Annotated in this window: 16 protein-coding genes; 7 read left to right on the top strand and 9 right to left on the bottom strand. The window is 71.3% G+C overall.

The annotated features are described in order from the left end of the window. Window positions 1-62: 62 nt before the first annotated feature. Window positions 63-3,131 (bottom strand): AfsR/SARP family transcriptional regulator, encoded by a 3,069-nt coding sequence (locus QSK17_RS04025; protein WP_285703004.1) that lies wholly within the window; start codon window positions 3,129-3,131, stop codon window positions 63-65. 186 nt (window positions 3,132-3,317) lie between these two features. On the opposite strand from QSK17_RS04025, the gene QSK17_RS04020 reads away from it, so the two are divergent. Then, window positions 3,318-3,800, top strand: coding sequence for a hypothetical protein (locus QSK17_RS04020; RefSeq protein WP_285703003.1), 483 nt, complete (start codon window positions 3,318-3,320; stop codon window positions 3,798-3,800). A gap of 115 nt (window positions 3,801-3,915) precedes the next feature. Here QSK17_RS04020 and QSK17_RS04015 read toward each other — a convergent pair whose 3' ends face one another. From QSK17_RS04015 to QSK17_RS04005, 3 genes are all read right to left on the bottom strand, one after another. Further along, complete coding sequence (locus tag QSK17_RS04015) at window positions 3,916-5,748, bottom strand: hydantoinase B/oxoprolinase family protein (protein ID WP_285703002.1); 1,833 nt, start codon at window positions 5,746-5,748, stop codon at window positions 3,916-3,918. Between the two features lie 26 nt (window positions 5,749-5,774). Continuing rightward, the gene (locus tag QSK17_RS04010) at window positions 5,775-7,835 is read right to left on the bottom strand and encodes a hydantoinase/oxoprolinase family protein (RefSeq protein WP_285703001.1); all 2,061 of its coding nucleotides are present in this window, start codon (window positions 7,833-7,835) and stop codon (window positions 5,775-5,777) included. Between the two features lie 186 nt (window positions 7,836-8,021). After that, window positions 8,022-8,441 (bottom strand): hypothetical protein, encoded by a 420-nt coding sequence (locus QSK17_RS04005; RefSeq protein WP_285703000.1) that lies wholly within the window; start codon window positions 8,439-8,441, stop codon window positions 8,022-8,024. A 157-nt stretch (window positions 8,442-8,598) separates the two neighbouring features. On the opposite strand from QSK17_RS04005, the gene QSK17_RS04000 reads away from it, so the two are divergent. Further along, complete coding sequence (locus QSK17_RS04000) at window positions 8,599-9,297, top strand: thymidine kinase (RefSeq protein ID WP_285702998.1); 699 nt, start codon at window positions 8,599-8,601, stop codon at window positions 9,295-9,297. Window positions 9,298-9,355: 58 nt separating this feature from the next. Here the strand turns inward: QSK17_RS04000 and QSK17_RS03995 are convergent, their stop codons facing one another. Both QSK17_RS03995 and QSK17_RS03990 read right to left on the bottom strand, forming a co-directional pair. Continuing rightward, window positions 9,356-10,063 (bottom strand): DsbA family oxidoreductase, encoded by a 708-nt coding sequence (locus QSK17_RS03995; protein WP_285702997.1) that lies wholly within the window; start codon window positions 10,061-10,063, stop codon window positions 9,356-9,358. Window positions 10,064-10,213: 150 nt separating this feature from the next. Then, the gene (locus QSK17_RS03990; RefSeq protein WP_285702996.1) at window positions 10,214-10,939 is read right to left on the bottom strand and encodes an SRPBCC family protein; all 726 of its coding nucleotides are present in this window, start codon (window positions 10,937-10,939) and stop codon (window positions 10,214-10,216) included. 299 nt (window positions 10,940-11,238) lie between these two features. On the opposite strand from QSK17_RS03990, the gene QSK17_RS03985 reads away from it, so the two are divergent. The 5 genes from QSK17_RS03985 (at window position 11,239) to QSK17_RS03965 (ending at window position 15,456) form a co-directional block, all read left to right on the top strand. Next, complete coding sequence (locus tag QSK17_RS03985) at window positions 11,239-12,069, top strand: polysaccharide deacetylase family protein (RefSeq protein ID WP_285702995.1); 831 nt, start codon at window positions 11,239-11,241, stop codon at window positions 12,067-12,069. Between the two features lie 403 nt (window positions 12,070-12,472). Further along, on the top strand, window positions 12,473-14,017 hold the full coding sequence (locus tag QSK17_RS03980; protein ID WP_285702994.1) for a cytochrome ubiquinol oxidase subunit I: 1,545 nt from the start codon (window positions 12,473-12,475) through the stop codon (window positions 14,015-14,017). Between the two features lie 11 nt (window positions 14,018-14,028). Beyond that, complete coding sequence (cydB, locus tag QSK17_RS03975; protein ID WP_285702993.1) at window positions 14,029-14,970, top strand: cytochrome d ubiquinol oxidase subunit II; 942 nt, start codon at window positions 14,029-14,031, stop codon at window positions 14,968-14,970. A gap of 20 nt (window positions 14,971-14,990) precedes the next feature. Next, window positions 14,991-15,218, top strand: a complete 228-nt coding sequence (locus QSK17_RS03970; RefSeq protein WP_285702992.1) for a hypothetical protein — start codon at window positions 14,991-14,993, stop codon at window positions 15,216-15,218. Window positions 15,219-15,231: 13 nt separating this feature from the next. After that, complete coding sequence (locus QSK17_RS03965; protein ID WP_285702991.1) at window positions 15,232-15,456, top strand: hypothetical protein; 225 nt, start codon at window positions 15,232-15,234, stop codon at window positions 15,454-15,456. Between the two features lie 18 nt (window positions 15,457-15,474). Here QSK17_RS03965 and cutA read toward each other — a convergent pair whose 3' ends face one another. From cutA to QSK17_RS03950, 3 genes are read right to left on the bottom strand one after another with little or no spacing between them, the layout of a single operon-like run. Beyond that, complete coding sequence (gene cutA, locus QSK17_RS03960) at window positions 15,475-17,865, bottom strand: aerobic carbon-monoxide dehydrogenase large subunit (protein WP_285702990.1); 2,391 nt, start codon at window positions 17,863-17,865, stop codon at window positions 15,475-15,477. Next, the gene (locus tag QSK17_RS03955; protein ID WP_285702989.1) at window positions 17,862-18,401 is read right to left on the bottom strand and encodes a (2Fe-2S)-binding protein; all 540 of its coding nucleotides are present in this window, start codon (window positions 18,399-18,401) and stop codon (window positions 17,862-17,864) included. The genes cutA and QSK17_RS03955 overlap by 4 nt, the downstream gene beginning before the upstream one ends. Then, complete coding sequence (locus tag QSK17_RS03950; RefSeq protein WP_285702988.1) at window positions 18,394-19,275, bottom strand: FAD binding domain-containing protein; 882 nt, start codon at window positions 19,273-19,275, stop codon at window positions 18,394-18,396. Before QSK17_RS03950 ends, QSK17_RS03955 begins: the two co-directional genes overlap by 8 nt. Window positions 19,276-19,321: the final 46 nt, after the last annotated feature.

The raw sequence follows: 19,321 nt of genomic DNA, 5'->3' as shown, positions 1-19,321 counted from the left end.
GCGATCCGGCGTCTGCTGATCGCGAAAGGGTCGCCCGCCCCGACTCCCGCACTCTGACCGGATCATCGATCTTCGTGGACGTCCGGGAGGTCGCAGTGGCAGCCCCATCGGCGGCGCCAGGCGGTCAGCTCGCCCGCCTCGCGTACGCCCGTCCGCGTGAAGGTGCGCAGGGCGGAGCGCCAGTGGTCGTGCGCGGCCGGGCAACCGTCGAGCAGGGCCCACGCCGCGCCCATGTCCCGGTGGGTACGGGCGGCCCAGAGGTCGTGTTCCATGTCCTCCCACTCGGCCATGGCAAGGTGGAGGTGGTCGAGCGCCCGTCCGGGACGTCCCGCGGCGAGATGCGCCTCGCCGAGGGTCCGCAGGGCGAGTGCCGTACCGAACCGGTCACCCAGCTCGGCGCTCGTCTCCAGCCCGGCGGCGAGCAGCCGCTCGGCCTCTGCCGTCCTCCCGGTGCGGAGCCAGACCTTGGCCAGAGCTTGGCCGGTGTAGCACCGCAGGTGCCGGTCCGTGATCCCGGCCGCCCGCCGGTGCGCCTCCGCGCACCACTCCTCCGCCCGCGTGAGGTCTCCCCTGGCCCGGAACACCAGGCCGATGCCGCGGATGGCGATGATCTCGCCGGGGTAATGTCCGGCCAGACGGAACGCCCGTACCGCCAGGCCCAACCGGCCGAGCGCCCGCCGGTCCGCGCCCATTTCCCGGTGCGCGACGCCCAGGCCGTAGAGCGCGTGCGCGACGCCCTCGCCGTCCCCGAACTCCTGGCAGAGCCGCCGCGCCCGGGTGAGCAGTGGTATCGCCTCCCTGTGCTCCCCGAGCTCCTTGTGCACGGTTCCCAGGCCGTTCAGCGCGTTCGCCTCGCCGCACGTGTCGCCGAGCTCCCGGTAGAGGCGCAGGGCGCGGGTGAAATGCCGTTTGGCGCCGGCGAACCGGTCCTCGCAGTACCGCAGTTGTCCCAGCCCGCTCTCGACCGCCGCCTCGGCCCGGCGGCTGCGGGCGGCTCGCGCGGCCGCGTGGGCGGCGTCGAGCGCGCGGTTCCAGGGGTCGAACCTGTTGCCGACGGCGAACAGCGCGTGTACCAGCGCCTCGGTGAGGGCGTAGGCCAGCTCGTCGAACCCGGACTGCGCGACGCGTTCGACCAGGCCGACGAGGAACTCCTCCTCGGCGGCGAGCCAGCCGGGACCGGGAGCCGGTCCGCACTCGGCGTGCCCGGCGTGCTCGGGCCGGCGGTGGACCCTCGGCAGCGCCAGCGGCAGCCGCGCGTCCATCGTGCCCATCATCCGCAGACTGGCGACGGCCACCCGTTCGACCGCTGCGGCGATCTTCTCGGGGGCTTCCACCGCCGCGGCCCGCTCGGCCGCGTAGACCCGGACGAGGTCGTGCGTACGGCAGCGCAGGTCGGGGCCCCGTCCGCCGACGATCTCCAGGAGCCGGTGGTCGACCAGTTCCTCGACCTGTTCGAGTGCCCGGTCCGAGGGCAGGTCGAGGAGCGCGGCGACGGCCCGGGTGGCGAACCCGCTCGATCCCAGCAGGCTGATCAGCCGTAGGGCCCGGCGCTGGTCCGCCGCCAGTCCCCGGTAGCCGAGCGCGACGCTCGCGCGGACGTCCAGGTCGTCCACGGCCAGCTCGTCCAGGCGGCGGCGCTCGTCCGCGAGCCTCCTCGCGAGGTCGGAGATCGCCCAGTGTGGGCGCGTGGCGAGCCGAGCCGCCGCGATGCGCACGGCCAGGGGCAGGCCGGCGCAGAGCCGTACGACCTCGGCGGCCTCGTCCGGCTCGGCCCGCACCCGCTCGCGGCCGGCGACCTGGCTCAGCAGATGCACGCCCTCGGCGTCGGAGAGGACCCGCATCTCGACCCGGCCGGTGCTCGGAAGGCCGGCCAGCCGGCGCCGGCTGGTGACGATCACGCCGCAGCCCGGATCGCCCGGGATCAGCGGCCGGATCTGCTCCACGCTCCCGGCGTCGTCGAGGACGACGAGCAGGCGCCGCCCCTGCAGTGCCTGGCGGAACCGCCCGGCCGTCTCGTCGAGACCGGCGCCGTCGCCGGGCACCTCGACCCCCAGGATCCGGAGCAGCCGCTCCAGCGCCTCCATCGGCGACAGCGGCTGCTCCTCGGTCCCCCGCAGGCCGATGTACAGCGACCCGCCGGGATAGGACTGCCGGAGCCGGTGCGCCGCGCGCACGGCGAGGGTGCTCTTGCCGACCCCGCCCTGTCCCGAGACGACGACCACCGGCACGGCGCCGGACTCGGCTCGGGGTTCCCTGGCCGACAGGTGCTGCTCGATCAGGACGAGCTCGTCGTCGCGTCCCACGAAGTCGCCGATGTCCGGCGGCAACCGGCTCGGCGGCCCGGGGAACTCGGGCAGGAGCCGTACGTCTTCGGCGAGCATGCGCCGGTGCAGCTCGCGGAGCTCGGCGCCGGGCTCCAGCCCCAGCTCGGCGACGAGCTCTCCCCGGATCCGCTGGAAGATCTCCAGGGCCTCGCCCCTGCGGCCCGCCCGGTAGAGCGCGAGCATCAACTGGGCGCTGAACCGCTCGTGCAGCGAGTGGCGGCGCGCCAGCTCGGACAGCTCCGGGACCAGCGAGGTGCCGCGGCCCAGCGCCAGCTCGGCCTCCGCGCAGCGTTCCTGCGCCGCGATGCGCAACTGCGTGAGCTGGTCCGCCTCGAAGGCGAGGGGCGCGCATTCCGGGAAGTCGCCGTACGGCTCGGCACGCCACAGCGCGAGCGCCTCCTTGAAGCACTCGGCCGCCCGGCCGTGGCTGCCCTCCGCGAGCGCGGCGTCCCCCTCATCGGTCAGCCGCCGGAACCGCAGCGCGTCGACCTCCTCGTCGGAGGCGTCGATGGAGTACGCGTCCCGATGGCCGAGGATGCGTTCCGGGCCGAGGAGGCGCCGCAGCCGGTACACGTACAGCTGGATGTTGCGCCGGGCGGACGGCGGGGGGTCGTCGCCCCACATGGCCCCGGTCAGCCAGTCGATGGGGGCAGGGTTCCGCGCCCGTGACAGGAGGAGGGCGAGTAGGAGCCGCGGCTTTCCCGCGCCTCCGATGTCGACGTCGACGTCCGCGTCTGTGCCCCCGTCGGCGCCGCCGTCCGTGCCCCCGTTCGACACGGCCAACGGCCCGAGAATGCGGAACTCCACTCACGCCTCACGTTCGTGAAATTTCAGTCAATAGCCATCTTTCGCGGGCAAATCACATTGTCAAGATCGCCAAGGGGCGTCGATATCGAGCCGTGACCGCGTAGCCGATATCCCGACCGATATACCGCCCGTATACCGACGTGTCGGATCCTCACCCCAAGCACAGTCACCACCAACGGGGGCACCGTGAATCGACCTCTCCGCGCCGTACTCGCCGCCGGCCTGACCCTCGCGGCGCTCGCCGCCCCGTCGGCGGCCTCGGCCGCCTTCGCGTCCACCACGTCGTCCACCACGTCGGCGTCGGCCCAGCGGAGCGTCTACGTCAAGACGTTCCGGTACTCCTACCTGCAGTATCCCGAGACCGGGAAGGCCAGGGCCCAGCTCAGGAACGTCACGATCACCTGGCGCAAGGACACCGCCGACAAGCGCGTCTGGGTCACCGTCTCCGCGCAACTCCGCGACTCCGGCCCGGGCGACGGCCGCTGCGCCCGCTTGATGCTGTGGCGGCACGGGGGCGTCGGGCGGGTCTCGACCACGGAATGCAACGGAGTGTGGCAATCCAGGACCCTCTCGCTCGACATCGACGACGAGGCATTCATGGTGCTGCAAGCGAATCCCAATGGCGACGGGACGGCCATGCGCCTCACGAATCCCTGGCGCGCGGGATGAGCGCCTGACTCGCAACCCGTAGGCCTCGCCGCCTGAACGGGCGGCCGGGCCCGTCGGCGCCCGCCGCCCGGGGCGAGGCCCCGGGCGGCGAGGGCCGGCGTTCGTCTCGGTTCGCTCAGACGATGTCCACCTCGGCGTACGGGAGGCCGCCGGAGAGGGTGGGGTACCCGGGGCCGCGGTCGAAGAAGGGCGATCCCTCCGGCACGGCGGCCCGGAGGGACTCCCGCAGCTCGGCGGTCCGCTCCTCGTCGATCCGCACATCGTCGCGGGAGCCGTGCAGGGCAACGCCGTAGTCCTCCCTGGCGGCCTCGAACGAGACCTTGCCGTCGCGGACGTCGGCGGCGACCGCCTCGGGGGAACGGTCGTACGGCGAGCCCCACCCGCCACCGCCGGTGGTGCGAACCCGGACGATCTCCCCCGCGCGGACCGGGAAGTCGTCGACCAGGCCCTCCATCTCCTCACCGTCGACCGTGACGACGAACGGCTTGCCCGCGCGGCCTCCGTCGACGCCCCAGCACGACAGGATGGACCGGTCGGCGATCGACATGAACGACGCGTCACGCAGCATGCGGATGTGCTTGTCGTAGCCCAGGCCGCCGCGGTACTCCCCCGCGCCGCCGCTGTCGACGGCCAGCCCGAGACGCTCCACCCGGAACGGCCAGCGGGCCTCGGCGAACTCCACCGGGATGTTGCGCGAGTCGGGGACGACGTGGATCGTGTCCTCGCCGTCGGCGTACCACCGGCCGCCGGAACCGCCGCCGAGGACCTCCCGCATGAGGTACGGCCCGTCGTCCGAATCGCCGTAGACGCCGGTGTACCTGATGGTCTCCTGGTCGGCGGGCATGCGGCCGCCGGTCGCCTTGGCCAGCACGCCCGCGAGCACCCCGAGCAGGCGCAGGATCACGAACGTCCGCGCGTTGGTCGGCGCCGGGAAGATCGGCGTCAGCAGTGTGCCCTTCTCCGGGAACACCATCTTGATCAGCGGGACGACGCCCTCGTTGACGTCGAGCTCCGCCATCCGCTCCGGGGTGTCGGCGAGGTTGCGCAGGATCGGCGCGAGCCACTTCTTGAGGAAGACGCCGTCCGCGTAGTCGCCCGCGTGGTTGATCGGCCCCTTGGCCTGCGGCGACGTGCCGGTGAAGTCGATCGTCAGCGGAACCTCGGCGGCGTGGTCCACGGTCAGCGTGATCCGCTGCGTGTGCAGCCGGGGCTCGTCCACGCCGTCGTGTTCGGCGTAGTCCTCCCAGACGTGGACGCCCTCGGGGATCTTCGCCAGCAGCTCCCTGCGGAACGTCTCCGTCGTCTTGGTGATGATCGCGTCGAAGCATGCCTCGACGGCTTCGCGGCCGTACCGGTCGAAGAGCTCGCCCAGCCGCCGGGAGCCCATCAGGCACGCGGAGCACTCGGCGTCGAGGTCGCCCGCGAGCGAGTCGGGCATCCGCGAGTTGCGCGTCATGATCGTCAGCGCGGCGCGGTTGGGCACGCCCTGGTCCCACAGCTTGATCGGAGGGACCATCAGGCCCTCCTCGAAGGCGCTGCGCGCGTGCGACGGCATCGATCCGGGTACGGCCCCGCCGATGTCGTCGTGGTGGCCGAACGCCTGCACGAAGGCCACCACCTCGCCCTTGCGGAACACCGGGACCGTCACGCACAGGTCCGGGAGGTGGCCGATCCCGCCCTCGGACAGGTAGACGTCGTTGTGGAAGAAGACGTCGCCGGGCTTCATCGTGTCCAGGGGGAAGTCCCGGACGATCGGCTGGACCAGCGCGGAGTACGACCGGCCGGTCAGCTTGCGGAGCCGTACGTCGTGGATGCCGGCGCGGAAGTCGTGCGCGTCGCGGATCATCGGCGAGCGGGCCGTCCGCGCGATGGCGGTCTCGACCTCCTTCTCGACCGAGGCGAGCGTCCCTTCCACGATCTCCACGAGTACCGGGTCCGCCAGAGTCATCCGCTCGCTCCTCTGCTCGTTGGTCGTCATCGGTCGCTCACCAGGACCAGGTTTCCGTGGTCGTCCACCGTGGCGGTGAAACCGGGGTGGACGGGCAGGGTGGAGCCGTACTCCTCGACGACGGCCGGGCCCCTGACGACGGCGCCGGCGCCGAGATCCGCGCGGCGGTAGATCACGGTGCGTCCCCACTGCTCGTAGAACACCTCGCGCGTCGCCACCGGGCTCGCCTCGCCCACCTGCTCCGGTACGCGGGCGACGGCGGGGCGCGTGATCGGCCCGATGCCGGAGACGCGCAGGTTGACCCATTCGACGGCGTGGCGGGGATCGTCGCGGTAGCCGTACCCGTAGAGCTTCTCGTGCTCGGTGTGGAAGCGTTCGACCACGGCCGCGCACCACGCGTCGTCGACGGCGCCGCCGGGGACGGGCACCCGGACCTCGTACGCCTGGCCGTAGTAGCGGAGGTCGGCGCTGCGGGCGTACACGTGGTCGGTGAACCCCTCACGGTCGAGCGCGTCCGCGGCCTGGGCCTCCAGCTCCGCGTAGATCGCGGCGAGCGCGTCCGGCGCGGGCGCGCGGGAGACGTGCGTGCGGACGTAGTCGTTCTTGACGTCGACCGTGAGCAGCCCGAACGCGGAGACGTTGCCCGGGTTGGGCGGCACGACGGCGGCGGGCAGCCCGAGGATGTCGATCAGGCGGCAGGCCAGCAACGGGCCGGACCCGCCGAAGGCGACCATCGGGAAGTCGCGCACGTCCAGCCCGCGCTTGACCGTGATCTGCCTGATCGCGTTGGACTGGTTGAAGGCGCTGATCTCCAGGATGCCGGTGGCGCAGCGCTCCGGTGTCAGCCCGAGCTTGCCGGCCAGGGCCTCGATGCCCGCCCTGGCCGCCGCCACGTCGAGCGGGATCTCGCCGCCGAGCAGGTGCGGGGGCACCCGGCCGAGGAAGACGTGCGCATCGGTGACCGTCACCTCGGTGCCGCCCCTGCCGTAGCAGATCGGCCCCGGGTCGGCTCCCGCGGACTTCGGGCCAACCTTCAGCGTTCCCTCGGGGGAGATCCACGCGATCGAGCCGCCGCCTGCTCCCACGGTGACGATGTCGATCATCGGGATCTTGCAGGGGTAGCGGCCGATGCTGCCCTCGGTGGTCAGGGACGGCTCGCCCTCGACCACCACCGCGACGTCGGTGGAGGTCCCGCCGCCGTCCAGGGTGATCACGCTCGGGCGGCCGGCCGTACCGGCGATCAGGGCCGCGCCGAGCGCGCCCGCCGCGGGGCCGGACAGGACGGTGGTGATCGGCTGGTGGACGACCTCGGCGGCGGACAGCACGCCGCCGTTGCTCTTCATGATCGAGAACTGGCGGCCGAGCCGGTCGGAGAGGTTCTGGATGTACCTCCGCATGACCGGCTTGACGGCGGCGTCGACCAGCGTGGTCACGGATCGCTCGTACTCCCGGTACTCCCGGAGCACCTCGCTCGACAGCGACACGACGGCCTCGGGGTGCTCGCGTTCGAGCACCTCCCGCATCCGGAGCTCGTGCGCGGGGTCGGCGTACGAGTGGAGGAAGCAGACGCCGATCGCGGTGACACCGTGCTCCTTGAACCAGCGGGCCGCCGCCACCGCCTCGTCCTCGTCGAACGGGCGGACCTCCCGGCCCAGGTGGTCGAGCCGCCCGCCCACCGTTTTGACCCGGTGCACCGGGACGATCCTCGGCGGCTTCACCCAGAAGTAGGAGTTGCCGTACCCGTCGGGCACACTCTGCCGCGCGATCTCCAGGAGGAACTCGAAGCCCTCGGTGGTGACGAACCCGAGATGGTCCGTGCCGGCGGCGCGGTCCTCCAGGAGTTGGTTGGTCGCCACCGTCGTGCCGTGCACGATCCCGGAGATGGTGTCCAACCCGATCTCCGGTCCCGCGCCGGGGTCGCCGGCATGGAGCTCCAGAACTTTGTGCACGCCCGCCATGAACCCGTCGGCCGGATTGGCAGGAGTCGAAGGAGTCTTGGTTGTCACGATCTTGCCGGTGTGCTCGTCGACCAGAACCACGTCGGTGAACGTGCCTCCGGTGTCGACCCCGATGCGGACGCTAGGCATGTTCCAGTGTCTACAGAGCGGCACCGACGGCGGGAACCGGCGCACTCTGCCGAAGAATCTGCCGAAGAATCGGCGAATCCTCGTCACAGACTGCCTCACCGGCACACCGGCGCAGGCCGGTGTGCCGGTGAGGCCCTGGACAAGTCGGGAGCGGCCCTGGATAGGTCAGGAGCGACTCTGGATAGGTCAGGAGCGACTCTGGGGCGGGCGCGGCCAGCGGGCCACGGCCTTTCCACCGGGAGCGCGCCCCATGATCTCCTCGATGTGCTGCGGCCCGACGTACGACGCCATCCGCATGGCGCGGTCGTTGACCCGGCGCAGCTCCGCCTCGACCTTGGCCTTTCCCGACTGGCCGCTCTGCACGCCGAAATACGCGCCGGTGAGCGTTCCCACGACTCCGGCGAGCCCGGCGAAGAGGCTGCTCGCCTGACCCGTGCTCACCACGGCGACACTGAAGCCGACCAGGGTGACCACGAGACCGGTGAGGACCACGTAGAACCCGTAGCGCCAGCGGGCGGCTTCCGCCTCGGCCGCCGCCGTGTCGTCGGCGATCATCATCGCCTCCAGCGCGCTCGGCGTGTCCGGCTGCTCCTCTGGCGTGGTCATCGGCACCTCCTGGGATTCAGATGAAGAGGAATGTCCCATGTTGTACATGATCACGCCAACGCGGACGTCGTGCAGAACGTCCCCGGCGCGGACGCTGGCCGAACGTCGGGGACGCAACCCATCGTTCATAGGATCGTTGCCACTAAGCTGGCGGCCCGTGACTGATCTGTCTGCCTTGTCTTCTTCGCCTACTCAGGGCCTCCGGGACGCCGTGCTCAAGTTCTTCTACGGTCCCATGGACTGCGGGAAGTCCACCCTGGCCCTGCAGATGAACTACAACCACCGGCGGCAGGGCAGACGCGGGATCGTGCTGACCAAGCACGACCGTTCGGGCGGGGCCCGGATCACCAGCAGGATCGGCATCGACAACGAGGCCGTCGAGGTCGTGGACGGGCTCGACCTGGTCGAGCTGGTCGCGGCGCACGACCGCATCGACTACGTGATCTGCGACGAGGCGTGCTTCTACAGCGTCGAGCAGATCGAGCAACTCGCCGATCTCGTGGACGACCACGGCATCGACGTCTACGCCTTCGGGCTGGCGTCCGACTTCAGGTCCCAGATGTTCCCGGCGGCGCAGCGGCTCTTCGAGCTGGCCGACGAGGTCGCCCGGTTGCAGGTGGAGGTCCTGTGCTGGTGCGGCCGCCCGGGCTTGTTGAACGCCCGGGTCGTCGGCGGTGTCATGGCCAGGACGGGCGAGCAGGTCGTCATCGCCGACACCGGCACCGACGCCGAACCGGACGGCGCGGCGGAGGACCCCGTGCACTATCGGGTCCTCTGCCGCCGTCACCACCGCACCGGCGACCTCGGTGAGCAGTCCCACCACGAGACGCCCACCGGCCGGGAGGCTCACGTCTGAGCCGGCGATCCTCCACCGTGCGAGGACGGACCAGATAGCACCGCCCAGACCGCGCAGATCAGACCGCGCAGAAGCCGTCGTCGCAGGCGTCGCCGTCCCCTTGGGCACTCCCCTGACCCGTGTCCTGGGCGGCCGCGTCGCCGGGAGCCCGCTGGGCGGTCGCAATCGCTGTACGGGCCTGGACCTCGCGCAGGGCGGCGACCAGCGTCTCGACGGGCTGGGCGCCCGAGACGGCGAACTGGCCCTCGAACAGGAACAGCGGAACACCGCTGATGCCGAGGTCGCGGGCGCGGGCCAGCTCGGCGCGGACCTCGTCGGCCCCCTCGCCGGTGTCCGTGATGCCCATCTCGGCCGCCAGCTTCGCCAGCGTCGCGGGGTCGCCGACGTCGAGGCCCTCCTCGAAGTGCGCGCGGAAGAGCCACTCGGCGGCCTCCGCGCCGCGTCCGGCGCGCTGCGCCAGCCAGATCAGCCGGTGGGCCTCGAAGGTGTTGGCCTGGATCGCCCGCTCGAAGTCGAGCTCCAGGCCGTCCTCGGCCGCCGCCTGCGCCACCCGGCGGGTCATCTGCTCCACCTGGGCGGGCCCGCCGAACTTGCGCGCCAGCGAGGGCAGCAGCGGCTCCCCGTTCGAGACCGCGTCAGGGGCGAGCTGGAACGGCCGGTGGACGACCTCGACCTCGCCGTCGAAGAGCTGGACGGCCTTCTTCAGCCTGGCGTGCCCGATGTAGCACCACGGGCAGACGACGTCGGAAAAAATCTCAATCTTCACGACCAGCTCTAACCTGCCGCGAAACCGCACCATTCCCACCGGTAACGCCCATGACAACCAGGGGCAGCCTTCACCCCCGTCTCTGACCACCTCTCCGGCGTTCCGGTCGCCTCTCCGGCGTTCGAGGATCACCGCTCCGGGCGTACAGGGTCACCCTCGCCGGCGGCCGAGGACCCATCCGATGACGGCGCTGCCGAGCGCGACGCCGGCGCCCATCCCGAACGCGGCGAGCATCGTCCACGGCGGCACGCCCGCGCGGGGAGGACGGGCGGCGGCGGGCGCCTCGCGGCTGAACACCTGCCCGGGCTGCGCCTGGTACGGAACGGCGGCCGCGACGGCCTCGCCCGCACCCACCACGCCCGTCCCGGCGAGGACCGCGGTTTCGCCCGCCCCGGCCGGTGCGCCCGCGGCGGCCACCGGTTCGAGGACGGCGGCCACACCGGACAGGAGGTGCTCCTCGACGGCGGTGAAGAACTCGCCCGCGGTCTTCTTCGCGACCGAGCCGAGCATCCGCTGACCGACTCCGCCGATCATGCCGCCGACGACGGCCTCGGCGTCATAGTCGACGCGGGTGCCCCCCTCGACCTCGGTGAGGTGGATCCGCACGGTGGCGTCGACGGTGCCGGGCGCGCCCTGCCCCCGGGCCCGCAGCACGAACCGCTCCGGCTCCTCGGGGTCGGACAGCGCGACCTCGCCCTGGTAGAGCCCCTTGATGGAGGCCACGCCGGCGTTCACGGTCATCTTGTAGACGTCGTCACCGACGGCCTCGAGCCGCTCACATCCGGGGATCGTCCGCACCAGGACGCCGGGATCCTGCAGCGCGGCCCACACCTGTTTGCGTCCGACCCCGAGCACGGCACTTCCCGTGATCTTCACGCCATCACCTCTTCCGGCACCCTTCTGGCTCCGGAGACTACGGACTCTCCGGCAGCGTGGATAAGGGCAACATCTGCCCACACCCATGATCAACCCTAGGCAGGTCTCTCCGCGCCACACGCGCCGTGCCTCAGGTGCCCCGTTTCACACTGCGGACGCCGCGCCGCTTTGCCGCAGGTCAGGGCGGGTCCGGCGCACCGGTAGTCCCCCTATGGGAGGTATCGACGAGACACGCCGGATGTCCGGTTAGACCAAGATTGTTGGTCATGAAGGGCAATCGACGTCTGACAGGCGTGCTGATGGGACTGATTCTGGCCGCGGGATGCGCGGAGGGCGGCGCCACCCAGGCGGAGCCGACGGCCCCGGCGACGTCGCGCTCCTCCTCGCCCGGCGGCGCGCGTTCCGCGCCCGCCGCGTCGCCGACCCCCCGCGCCGCGCTTCCCCGGCCGGGCGAGGTCGGGCGGATCCCCAAGTCGGCGAACGGCGTGCCGGTGATCAGCATGATCCCGACCAAGCGGAAGGTCGTCTTCCTCACCATCGACGACGGCTGGGAACAGGATCCCGGCTTCCTCAAGCAGGTACGCGACCAGCGGATCCCGATCACGGTGTTCGCCATGCGGGACGCGGTCGAGGCCAAGGGGTCCCCCGACGGCGCCTCCGGAGGCGGCCGGTACGTGGGCGCCGGCCAGTGGGACTACTTCCGGGAACTGCGGGACGCCGGGGCGCCGATCGAGGACCACACGCTCACCCACCCCAACCTGCGGACGCTCGGCTACGACAGGCAGCGGGCCGAGATCTGCGGGATGTCCACCCTCATCCGCAAGGAGACCGGGCGGCGCCCCACGCTGTTCCGACCGCCGTTCGGCAACCACAACGCGGCGACCGCCCAGGCGGCCGCGGAATGCGGCATCAAGGCGATCGTGATGTGGACCGCGACCGTGCAGCCCGGCGGCAAGATCGCCTACCAGGTGCCCGACAAGCAGTTGCGCTCCGGGGACATCCTGCTGCTGCACTTCCGGCCCAACCTGGCCGCGGACTTCCGCGTGCTCGTCAACAAGATCAAGCGCCGGGGCTTCGAGATCGGCGATCTGCACGCGTACCTGAAGGCAGGAGGCGTGCCCGTCTCCTAGCTCGTGTAACGCGCGGACAGGGCCGGTCTCCCATTTGGGAGACCGGCCCTCTCCGTTCTCGTGATCACGCGGAAGGCCACGGGCTGATGTCCCTCGCGCGACGTACCGTCGAATCAGCCCAACGGCGGACGCCGGTTTCGCATGACGTGTCCATTATTGGGACCAAGCCTCCCAGGAGGCGTTCCCGGAGAGTCAGGCCGCCGGTCCCTTCAAGCCGGGACCGTCCGGGACCGCATTCTCGGATCGAACGGGGCAAGCGCCGCGAACGAGGGTCATGGGGGCATCGATCCTCGGTTGTGACAAAGATCTCGCGGCGCAGTCATCCCACCAATTGCTCTACAGGCTGTAGTACTACTGTTAGTAGAACTACGACCTGTAGAGCTCCGGCACCCGCGAGGGGGACATGGACGCGCTAGACCTGGCACGGTGGCAGTTCGGGGTGACCACCGTCTACCACTTTCTGTTCGTACCCTTGACGATCGGGCTCGGCGCCTTCGTCGCCGGGCTGCAGACCGCCTGGTACCGCACGGGCAAGGATCACTACCTCACGCTCACGAAGTTCTTCGGCAAGCTGTTCCTGATCAACTTCGCGATGGGCGTGGTCACCGGCATCGTGCAGGAGTTCCAGTTCGGCATGAACTGGAGCGAGTACTCGACCTTCGTCGGCGACGTGTTCGGAGCGCCCCTCGCGCTGGAGTCGCTGGTCGCGTTCTTCCTGGAGTCGACTTTCCTCGGCCTGTGGATCTTCGGCTGGAACCGGCTCCCCAAGCGGCTCCACCTGGCGGCCATCTGGGCTGCGGCGATCGGGTCCAATTTGTCGGCATATTTCATCCTTGCGGCCAACGCCTGGATGAAGCACCCGGTCGGCTACGAGGTGGTGAACGGCCGGGCCAGGATGACCGACCTGTGGGCCGTCCTCACGAACCCGACCGCGCTCGCCCAGATCCCGCACGTCGTCGCCGCCGCGTTCGTCGTGGCGGGCGGCTTCGTGCTGGCGGTCAGCGGCTACCGGATCCTGCGCGAGCGGGGCCTCGGGGTCACCGGCCGGCGGACCGCCGAGCCCGCCACGGCAGGCGCCGGCGACGGGGACGGGGACGCCACGATCCCGCTGCGCCGCCGTACCGACATGTGGCGGACCAGCCTGCGCGGCGCGCTGGTCATGACGGCGCTCGCCGGGGTCGTGGTCGCCGGGACCGGCGACCTGTCCGGCCGGCTGCTGCACGAGCAGCAGCCGATGAAGCTCGCCGCGGCCGAGGGCCTCACCCGCGACACCGCGGGCGCGCCCTTCTCCATCGTGCCCGGCGTCGAGGTGCCGAACATGCTCAGCCTGCTCGCCGCCCACGACCCCGGCGCCACCGTCCAGGGCGTGGACGACATCCAGCGGCGGTATGAGGAGCAGTTCGGCCCGGCCGACTACACGCCGAACGTGCCCGTGGTCTTCTGGTCGTTCCGCGTGATGATCGGCTTCGGCATGGCGACGGTCGGCCTCTCGGTGCTCGGCCTCTGGCTCACCAGGAAGCGGCGCGGTGGGCAGCCCAGTGGGCAGCGCGGTAGGCAGCGCGGTAGGCGGCACGACAGCCGTACCGGGGAGAAGCGTGCGGCGGCGCCGGTGCCGTCCTGGTTCGCCCGGGCCTGCGTGCTGGCGCTCCCGCTGCCGATGATGGCGATCATCGCGGGCTGGCTGCTCAGCGAGATCGGGCGCCAGCCGTGGACCGTCCAGGGCGAGCTGCTGACCGCCGCGAGCGTCTCGCCCGGGGTGAGCCTCGCCGAGGTCGCGATCTCCCTGAGCGTCTTCACCGTCCTGTACGGCGTGCTCGCCGTGGCCGAGGCGGCCCTGCTGGTGCGGCATGTGAAGGCCGGTCCCGAGCAGCCGCCCACCATCCCCGACCCCACCCTCACCGCCGCCGACCCCGACGCGGCACGGCTCACGCCGACCCTCATGTACTGAGGAGACTCACGATGACGACGTTCTGGTTCATTGTTATCGCGTTCCTCTGGACGGGTTACTTCGTGCTGGAGGGGTTCGACTTCGGCGTGGGCGCGCTGCTCCCACTGCTCTCCCGGAGCGAGGCGGAGCGCCGGCAGGTCATCGGCACGATCGGACCCGTCTGGGACGGCAACGAGGTCTGGATGATCACGGCCGTCGGGGCGATGTTCGCCGCCTTCCCCGCGTGGTACTCGGGCCTGCTCAGCAGCTTCTACCTGCCGATGTTCCTGATCGTGGCCGGCCTGATCGTGCGCGGCGTCGGCCTGGAGTGGCGCGGCAAGGTCCGCCCCGGGCGGGAGCGCGCGCTGTGCGACGCCGGGATCGTGGCCGGCAGCGTGCTCACCGCCTTCCTGTGGGGCGCCGTCTTCGGCAACCTCCTGTACGACACGGTGCTCGCGACCGTTATCGGCGGCCTGCTGTCCCTGTCGGTCGCGATCCTGCACGGCGCGGTGTTCGTGACGTTGAAGACGACGGGGCCGGTGCGCGCACGGGCCCGGCGCGCGGCCCTGCTGGCCGCGGCCGCGGCCGTCCCGGTCGGCGTCGTCGCGCTGCCCTCCATCCCCGCATCGGCGATGGACGTGCCGAACTGGTCCGCTTCCCCCTGGCTGTGGGCGTGCGCCGTCCTCGCGATGGCGGCGCTGACGGCGGGCGTGGCCCTCGTCTGGCGGCGGCGCGAGGGCTGGGCCTTCACCGCCACGGCACTGTCGATCGTGCTGACCACGGCCACGCTGTTCGGCGCCATGTGGCCCGCGCCCCTGCCGGGTCTCACGCTGGCCGAGGCCGCCTCGGCTCCGTACACGCTGACGATGCTGACCTGGATCGGCCTGATCGCGCTTCCCGCCGTGCTCGTGTACCAGGGGTGGAGCTACTGGGTGTTCCGCAAGCGCCTCACAGTGGACATTTCCTCCCATTAGATCAATCGGATGACCAGCAGGTGGGCGCCCCCGAGGTGTACGACCTGCGCGACGACATCACCGTGGTGCCCCTCGTCCCCGATGTCGGGTTGACCGCCGCGACCTTGCCGAAAGTGGGCGACCGCCTGGCACACTGCGCGCTGCTCTCGGTGGTCAGCAAGAAGGAGTTCACGCGCAAGACCGGAGAGGCGCGAGACGCCGAACTGCGCAGGGTCGCAGAAGGGCTGCGGCTCACTCTGGGCCTCTGACGCCGACATGAGGGTGGTTACCTTCCAGGCCGATCAGCGCACCGAAGCCGCGCTGGCCGAACTCACAGCCGACGGTCAAGCTCCCGACGAGGTCATCCGCGAAGCGATCGTGCTGGCCTGGCGCCTGCGACGCGCCGAGACGGCGCGTCGCGAGGCCCTCGCCGTCGCCGACGACCCGGACGATCGCGAGGAAGCCCGATCGATCATGCGCGACATGGAGTCGCTTCGTGCGTGGTGATGTCCAGGCATGCCCTCCTCAGCCCGCGAGCCGTAGGCGCAGGGTGTGCAGATCGGACGGCGAGATGGGCATCCGGTCGATGGTGATGCCCTCGGCGTCCTCGACAGCCGAGGCGATCACCGCGGACACCGGGATGACCCCGGCCTCGCCGGCGCCCTTGATACCCAGGGGGTTCAGCGGCGAGGGCGTCTCCAGATGGGCGGTCTCGATGCGCGGCACCTCGGTGGCGTACGGCATCAGGAAGTCCATGAACGAGGCGTTGAGCAGCTGGCCGTGCTCGTCGTAGACCATCTTCTCGTAGAGCGCCCCGCCCACTCCCTGGGCGACGCCGCCGTGGATCTGCCCCTCGACGATCATGGGGTTGATCAGCTTGCCGCAGTCGTGGACGACGGCGTACCTAAGGATCGTGATCTCCGCGGTCTCCGGGTCCGTCTCCACGATCGCGGCATGCATACCGGAGGCGAACGTCGACCTGATCGGCGAGTAGTAGTCCTTTCCCTCCAGTCCGGGCTCCTCCCCCTCCTCCACCGGGGGCCGGTCCATCGACGTCGCGCCGGAGAACTGGGTGGCGCGCTTGGCCTCCTCGTCGAACGCGTACCGGAGCGGGTTGGACAGCACGGCCACGGTGGCGAGGGGGATCGACGCGGACGGCGTCCCGGCGACGTGGACGATCCCGTCGGTGATCTCCAGGTCGCGCGGGTCGGCCTCCAGGGCGTCCGCGGCGATCCGCAGCGCCTTCTCGCGCACCTTGCGGCAGGCGAGCGCGATCGCGTTGCCGCTCATCACGGCGGCGCGCGAGGCGAAGGTGCCCACGGCGTACCCGAAGCGGCGGGTGTCCCCCGTGACGACGGACACCTTCTCGATCGGCACCCCCAGCTCGGTGGCGGCGATCTGCGCGAACACGGTCTCGTGGCCCTGCCCCTGCGAGGTCAGGCCGGTCGAGACGTGCACCCGGCCGTCGGAGGTGACCTGCACGTGGCCGCCCTCGTACGGGCCGACGCCGGTGCCCTCGACATAGCAGCCGACGCCGATGCCGATCCGGCGTCCCTCGGCCGCGGCCCGCGCCTTCATCTCGGGGAAGGAGTCCCAGCCGATCAGCTCCTTGAGCATCCGCAGCGACTCGGGGTAGTTCCCGCTGTCGTAGATCAGCGGCCGCCCGTCCTGGAAGATCAGGCGCTGGTCGTAGGGGAACTCGGCGGGCCCGATGAAGTTGGCCGCCCTGACCTCGGTCCGGTCCCGGCCCAGATAGGCGGCGACGCGGTCCATCGTCCGCTCCATGCAGAAGACGCCCTGCGGGCGGCCGGCGCCCCGGTACGGCGTGACCTGCACCGTGTTGGTGTAGATCGAGGAGAACTCCACCCGATAGGCCCCGATCTTGTACGGCCCGAGCAGCTGGGTGGAGGTGATGATCGGCACGATGATCCCGTACGGCGTGTACGCGCCGTGGTCGTGCAGGATGGTCACGTCGAGGCCGAGAATGCGGCCGTCGTCGTCGAAGCCGACCCTGACGTGCTGCACCTGGGCCCGCTCGTGGGCCGAGGAGACGAAGTGCTCCCGGCGGTCCTCGGTCCACTTGACCTCCCGGTCGAGCGTCCGGGCCGCCCAGGGGATGAGGATCTCCTCCGGCCACGGGTGCACGATCTTCACGCCGAAGCCGCCGCCGACGTCGGGCGCGATCACCTCGACCTTGGGCAGCGGCAGGCCGAGCTTGGCCGCGATCGCCATCCGCACGCTGGTGGACGTCTGGGTGGAGGAGTAGACCCGCAGCGACTGGTCGTCGGCGTCCCAGCGGGCGTACACGCCCTTGCCTTCGAGGGGCATGCACGCGCTGCGCTCGATGTCGAGCCGGAACTCCAGGGTGTGCGGCGCGGCGCCGATCATCTCGGCGGCAGACCGGCCGTCCCGGGACGGCACCTCCTGGACCATGTGCGCGCCGACGTTGCCGGGCACGTCCTCGTGGACGAGGTTGCCGCCCTGCACCGCCTCCTCGACGCCGACGACCGGCTTGAGGAACTCGTACTCGACCTCGATCAGCGCGCAGGCGTCCTCGGCGACGTAGCGGTCCTCGGCGACCACCATCACGACGGGCTCGCCGACGTGCCGCACGATGTCCTTGGCCAGCGGGTACGCCGTACGGCCATGGGTGAGCGCGGGATGCGGGATGAGCAGCGGCAGCGGCTCGGCCAGCGCCCCGGGCAGGTCCTCCCAGGTGTAGATGGCGACCAGGCCCTCCACGTCCAGCGCGGCCGACACGTCGATGTCCTTGATGCGGGCGTGCGCGTGCGGGGACCGGACGAAGGCGGCGGCCAGCGCGCCCGGTCCGAGGTCGTCCAGGTAACGGCCCTGGCCGGTGACCAGCCGGGCGTCCTCGCGCCGGCGGACCGGTTCGCCGAAGAGCTTCGTCGTCACGCCGTTCTCCCTGACTCTCCGGGCCCGGTCTCCGCCGTGAGCCCCGGCTGGATCTCCGCCTGGATCTCCGCGGCGCGGTGCACGGCCTTGACGATGTTCTGGTAGCCGGTGCACCGGCACAGGTTGCCGGAGACGGCCACCAGCACCTCCTCGTCCGTCGGCACCGGGTTGTCGCGGAGGAAGGCGGTCGCCGTGCAGAGGAAGCCGGGGGTGCAGAAGCCGCACTGGAGGCCGTGGCATTCGGTGAAGGCGCGCTGCACGGGAGAGAGCTCGCCGTCCTTCGCCAGGCCCTCCACGGTGGTGATCTCGTGGCCGTCGACCGTCACGGCGAACGTGAGGCAGGACCGGACGGGCTCGCCGTCGAGCAGCACCGTGCACGCCCCGCAGACGCCGTGCTCGCAGCCGACGTGCGTGCCGGTCAGCCCCAGGTCGTGGCGCAGGCAGTCGGACAGCAGCCGCCGGGCGGGCACCGCCGCCTCCCTGACCACGCCGTTGACCACGAGCGTGATGGCGTACCGGGTGGTTCCGTCACTCATGAGCGGCCTCCGTTCCCGCGTTCCGCGCGGCGTCCTTGAGCGCCCGCTCGGCCAGCACCCCGGTGAGGTGCCGCCGGTACCCGGCCGTCGCGTGGATGTCCCCCTCGGGGTCGATCCGGTCCCGTACGGCCGCCGCCACCGCGTCCCACGGGACGGACGCCGCCGGCCGCCTGGCGCAGGCGTCGGAAACATCGACGACGACCGGCCCCGGGCCGACGCTCACGCAGGCGACCCGGGCGGAGGCGATCCGCAGGTCCTCGTCGAGGGTGACGAGCGCGGCCATGCCCGCCACGGCGTAGTCACCGTGCCGCCGGGACACCTCGCGGAAGGCGGTGCCCGAACGCGGCGGCGGAGCCGGGAAGAACGCCGACACCGCGAGCTCGCCCGGCTCGACCGCCGACTCCATCGGCCCGGTGAAGAAGTCCGCCGCGGCGACCTCTCGCTCGCCGCCGAGGCACGCGAGCCGTACGGACCCGCCGAGGAGGGCGAGGACGGCGGGCATCTCGGCGGACGGGTCGGCGTGCACGAGGCTGCCGACCACGGTCCCCCTGTTCCTGATCACCGGGTGCGCGACCAGCCGCAGGGCCTGGCGCAGGAGCGGCTGGACCGCGGCCGCCTCAGTCGAGCGCTCGACGGTCGCGTGCCGGGCCAGCGCTCCCACGCGGACGCCGTCCGCGCCTGCCGTGAGCGTGTCCAGCTCGCCGATCCGGTTGATGTCGACGAGGTGGGACGGCGCGACCAGCCGCATGTTGAGCAGCGGGATCAGGCTCTGGCCGCCGGCCAGAACCTTGCCGTGCGGCCCCGTCGCGGCGAGGGCTTCAAGGGCCTCACTCACCGAGACGGGGGCGTGGTACTCGAACGGAGGTGGTTTCACGAGGTCGTCTTACTCCGGAGTGGTGGAGCCTGCCGTGGGTTTCCCG

It is taken from the genome of Microtetraspora sp. NBRC 16547, assembly GCF_030268965.1.
In the GTDB taxonomy this organism is placed as follows: Bacteria; Actinomycetota; Actinomycetes; order Streptosporangiales; family Streptosporangiaceae; genus Microtetraspora.
This window is presented reverse-complemented; position numbering and strand designations above follow the sequence as displayed.

Excerpts from the sequence above, each read along its gene's own strand:
- QSK17_RS04005 (WP_285703000.1), bottom strand. The coding sequence starts at position 8,441 with ATGACCACGCCAGAGGAGCAGCCGGACACGCCGAGCGCGCTGGAGGCG.
- QSK17_RS04010 (WP_285703001.1), bottom strand. The coding sequence starts at position 7,835 with ATGCCTAGCGTCCGCATCGGGGTCGACACCGGAGGCACGTTCACCGAC.
- QSK17_RS03985 (WP_285702995.1), top strand. The coding sequence starts at position 11,239 with ATGGGACTGATTCTGGCCGCGGGATGCGCGGAGGGCGGCGCCACCCAG.
- QSK17_RS03980 (WP_285702994.1), top strand. The coding sequence starts at position 12,473 with ATGGACGCGCTAGACCTGGCACGGTGGCAGTTCGGGGTGACCACCGTC.
- QSK17_RS04015 (WP_285703002.1), bottom strand. The coding sequence starts at position 5,748 with ATGACTCTGGCGGACCCGGTACTCGTGGAGATCGTGGAAGGGACGCTC.
- cydB (WP_285702993.1), top strand. The coding sequence starts at position 14,029 with ATGACGACGTTCTGGTTCATTGTTATCGCGTTCCTCTGGACGGGTTAC.
- QSK17_RS03955 (WP_285702989.1), bottom strand. The coding sequence starts at position 18,401 with ATGAGTGACGGAACCACCCGGTACGCCATCACGCTCGTGGTCAACGGC.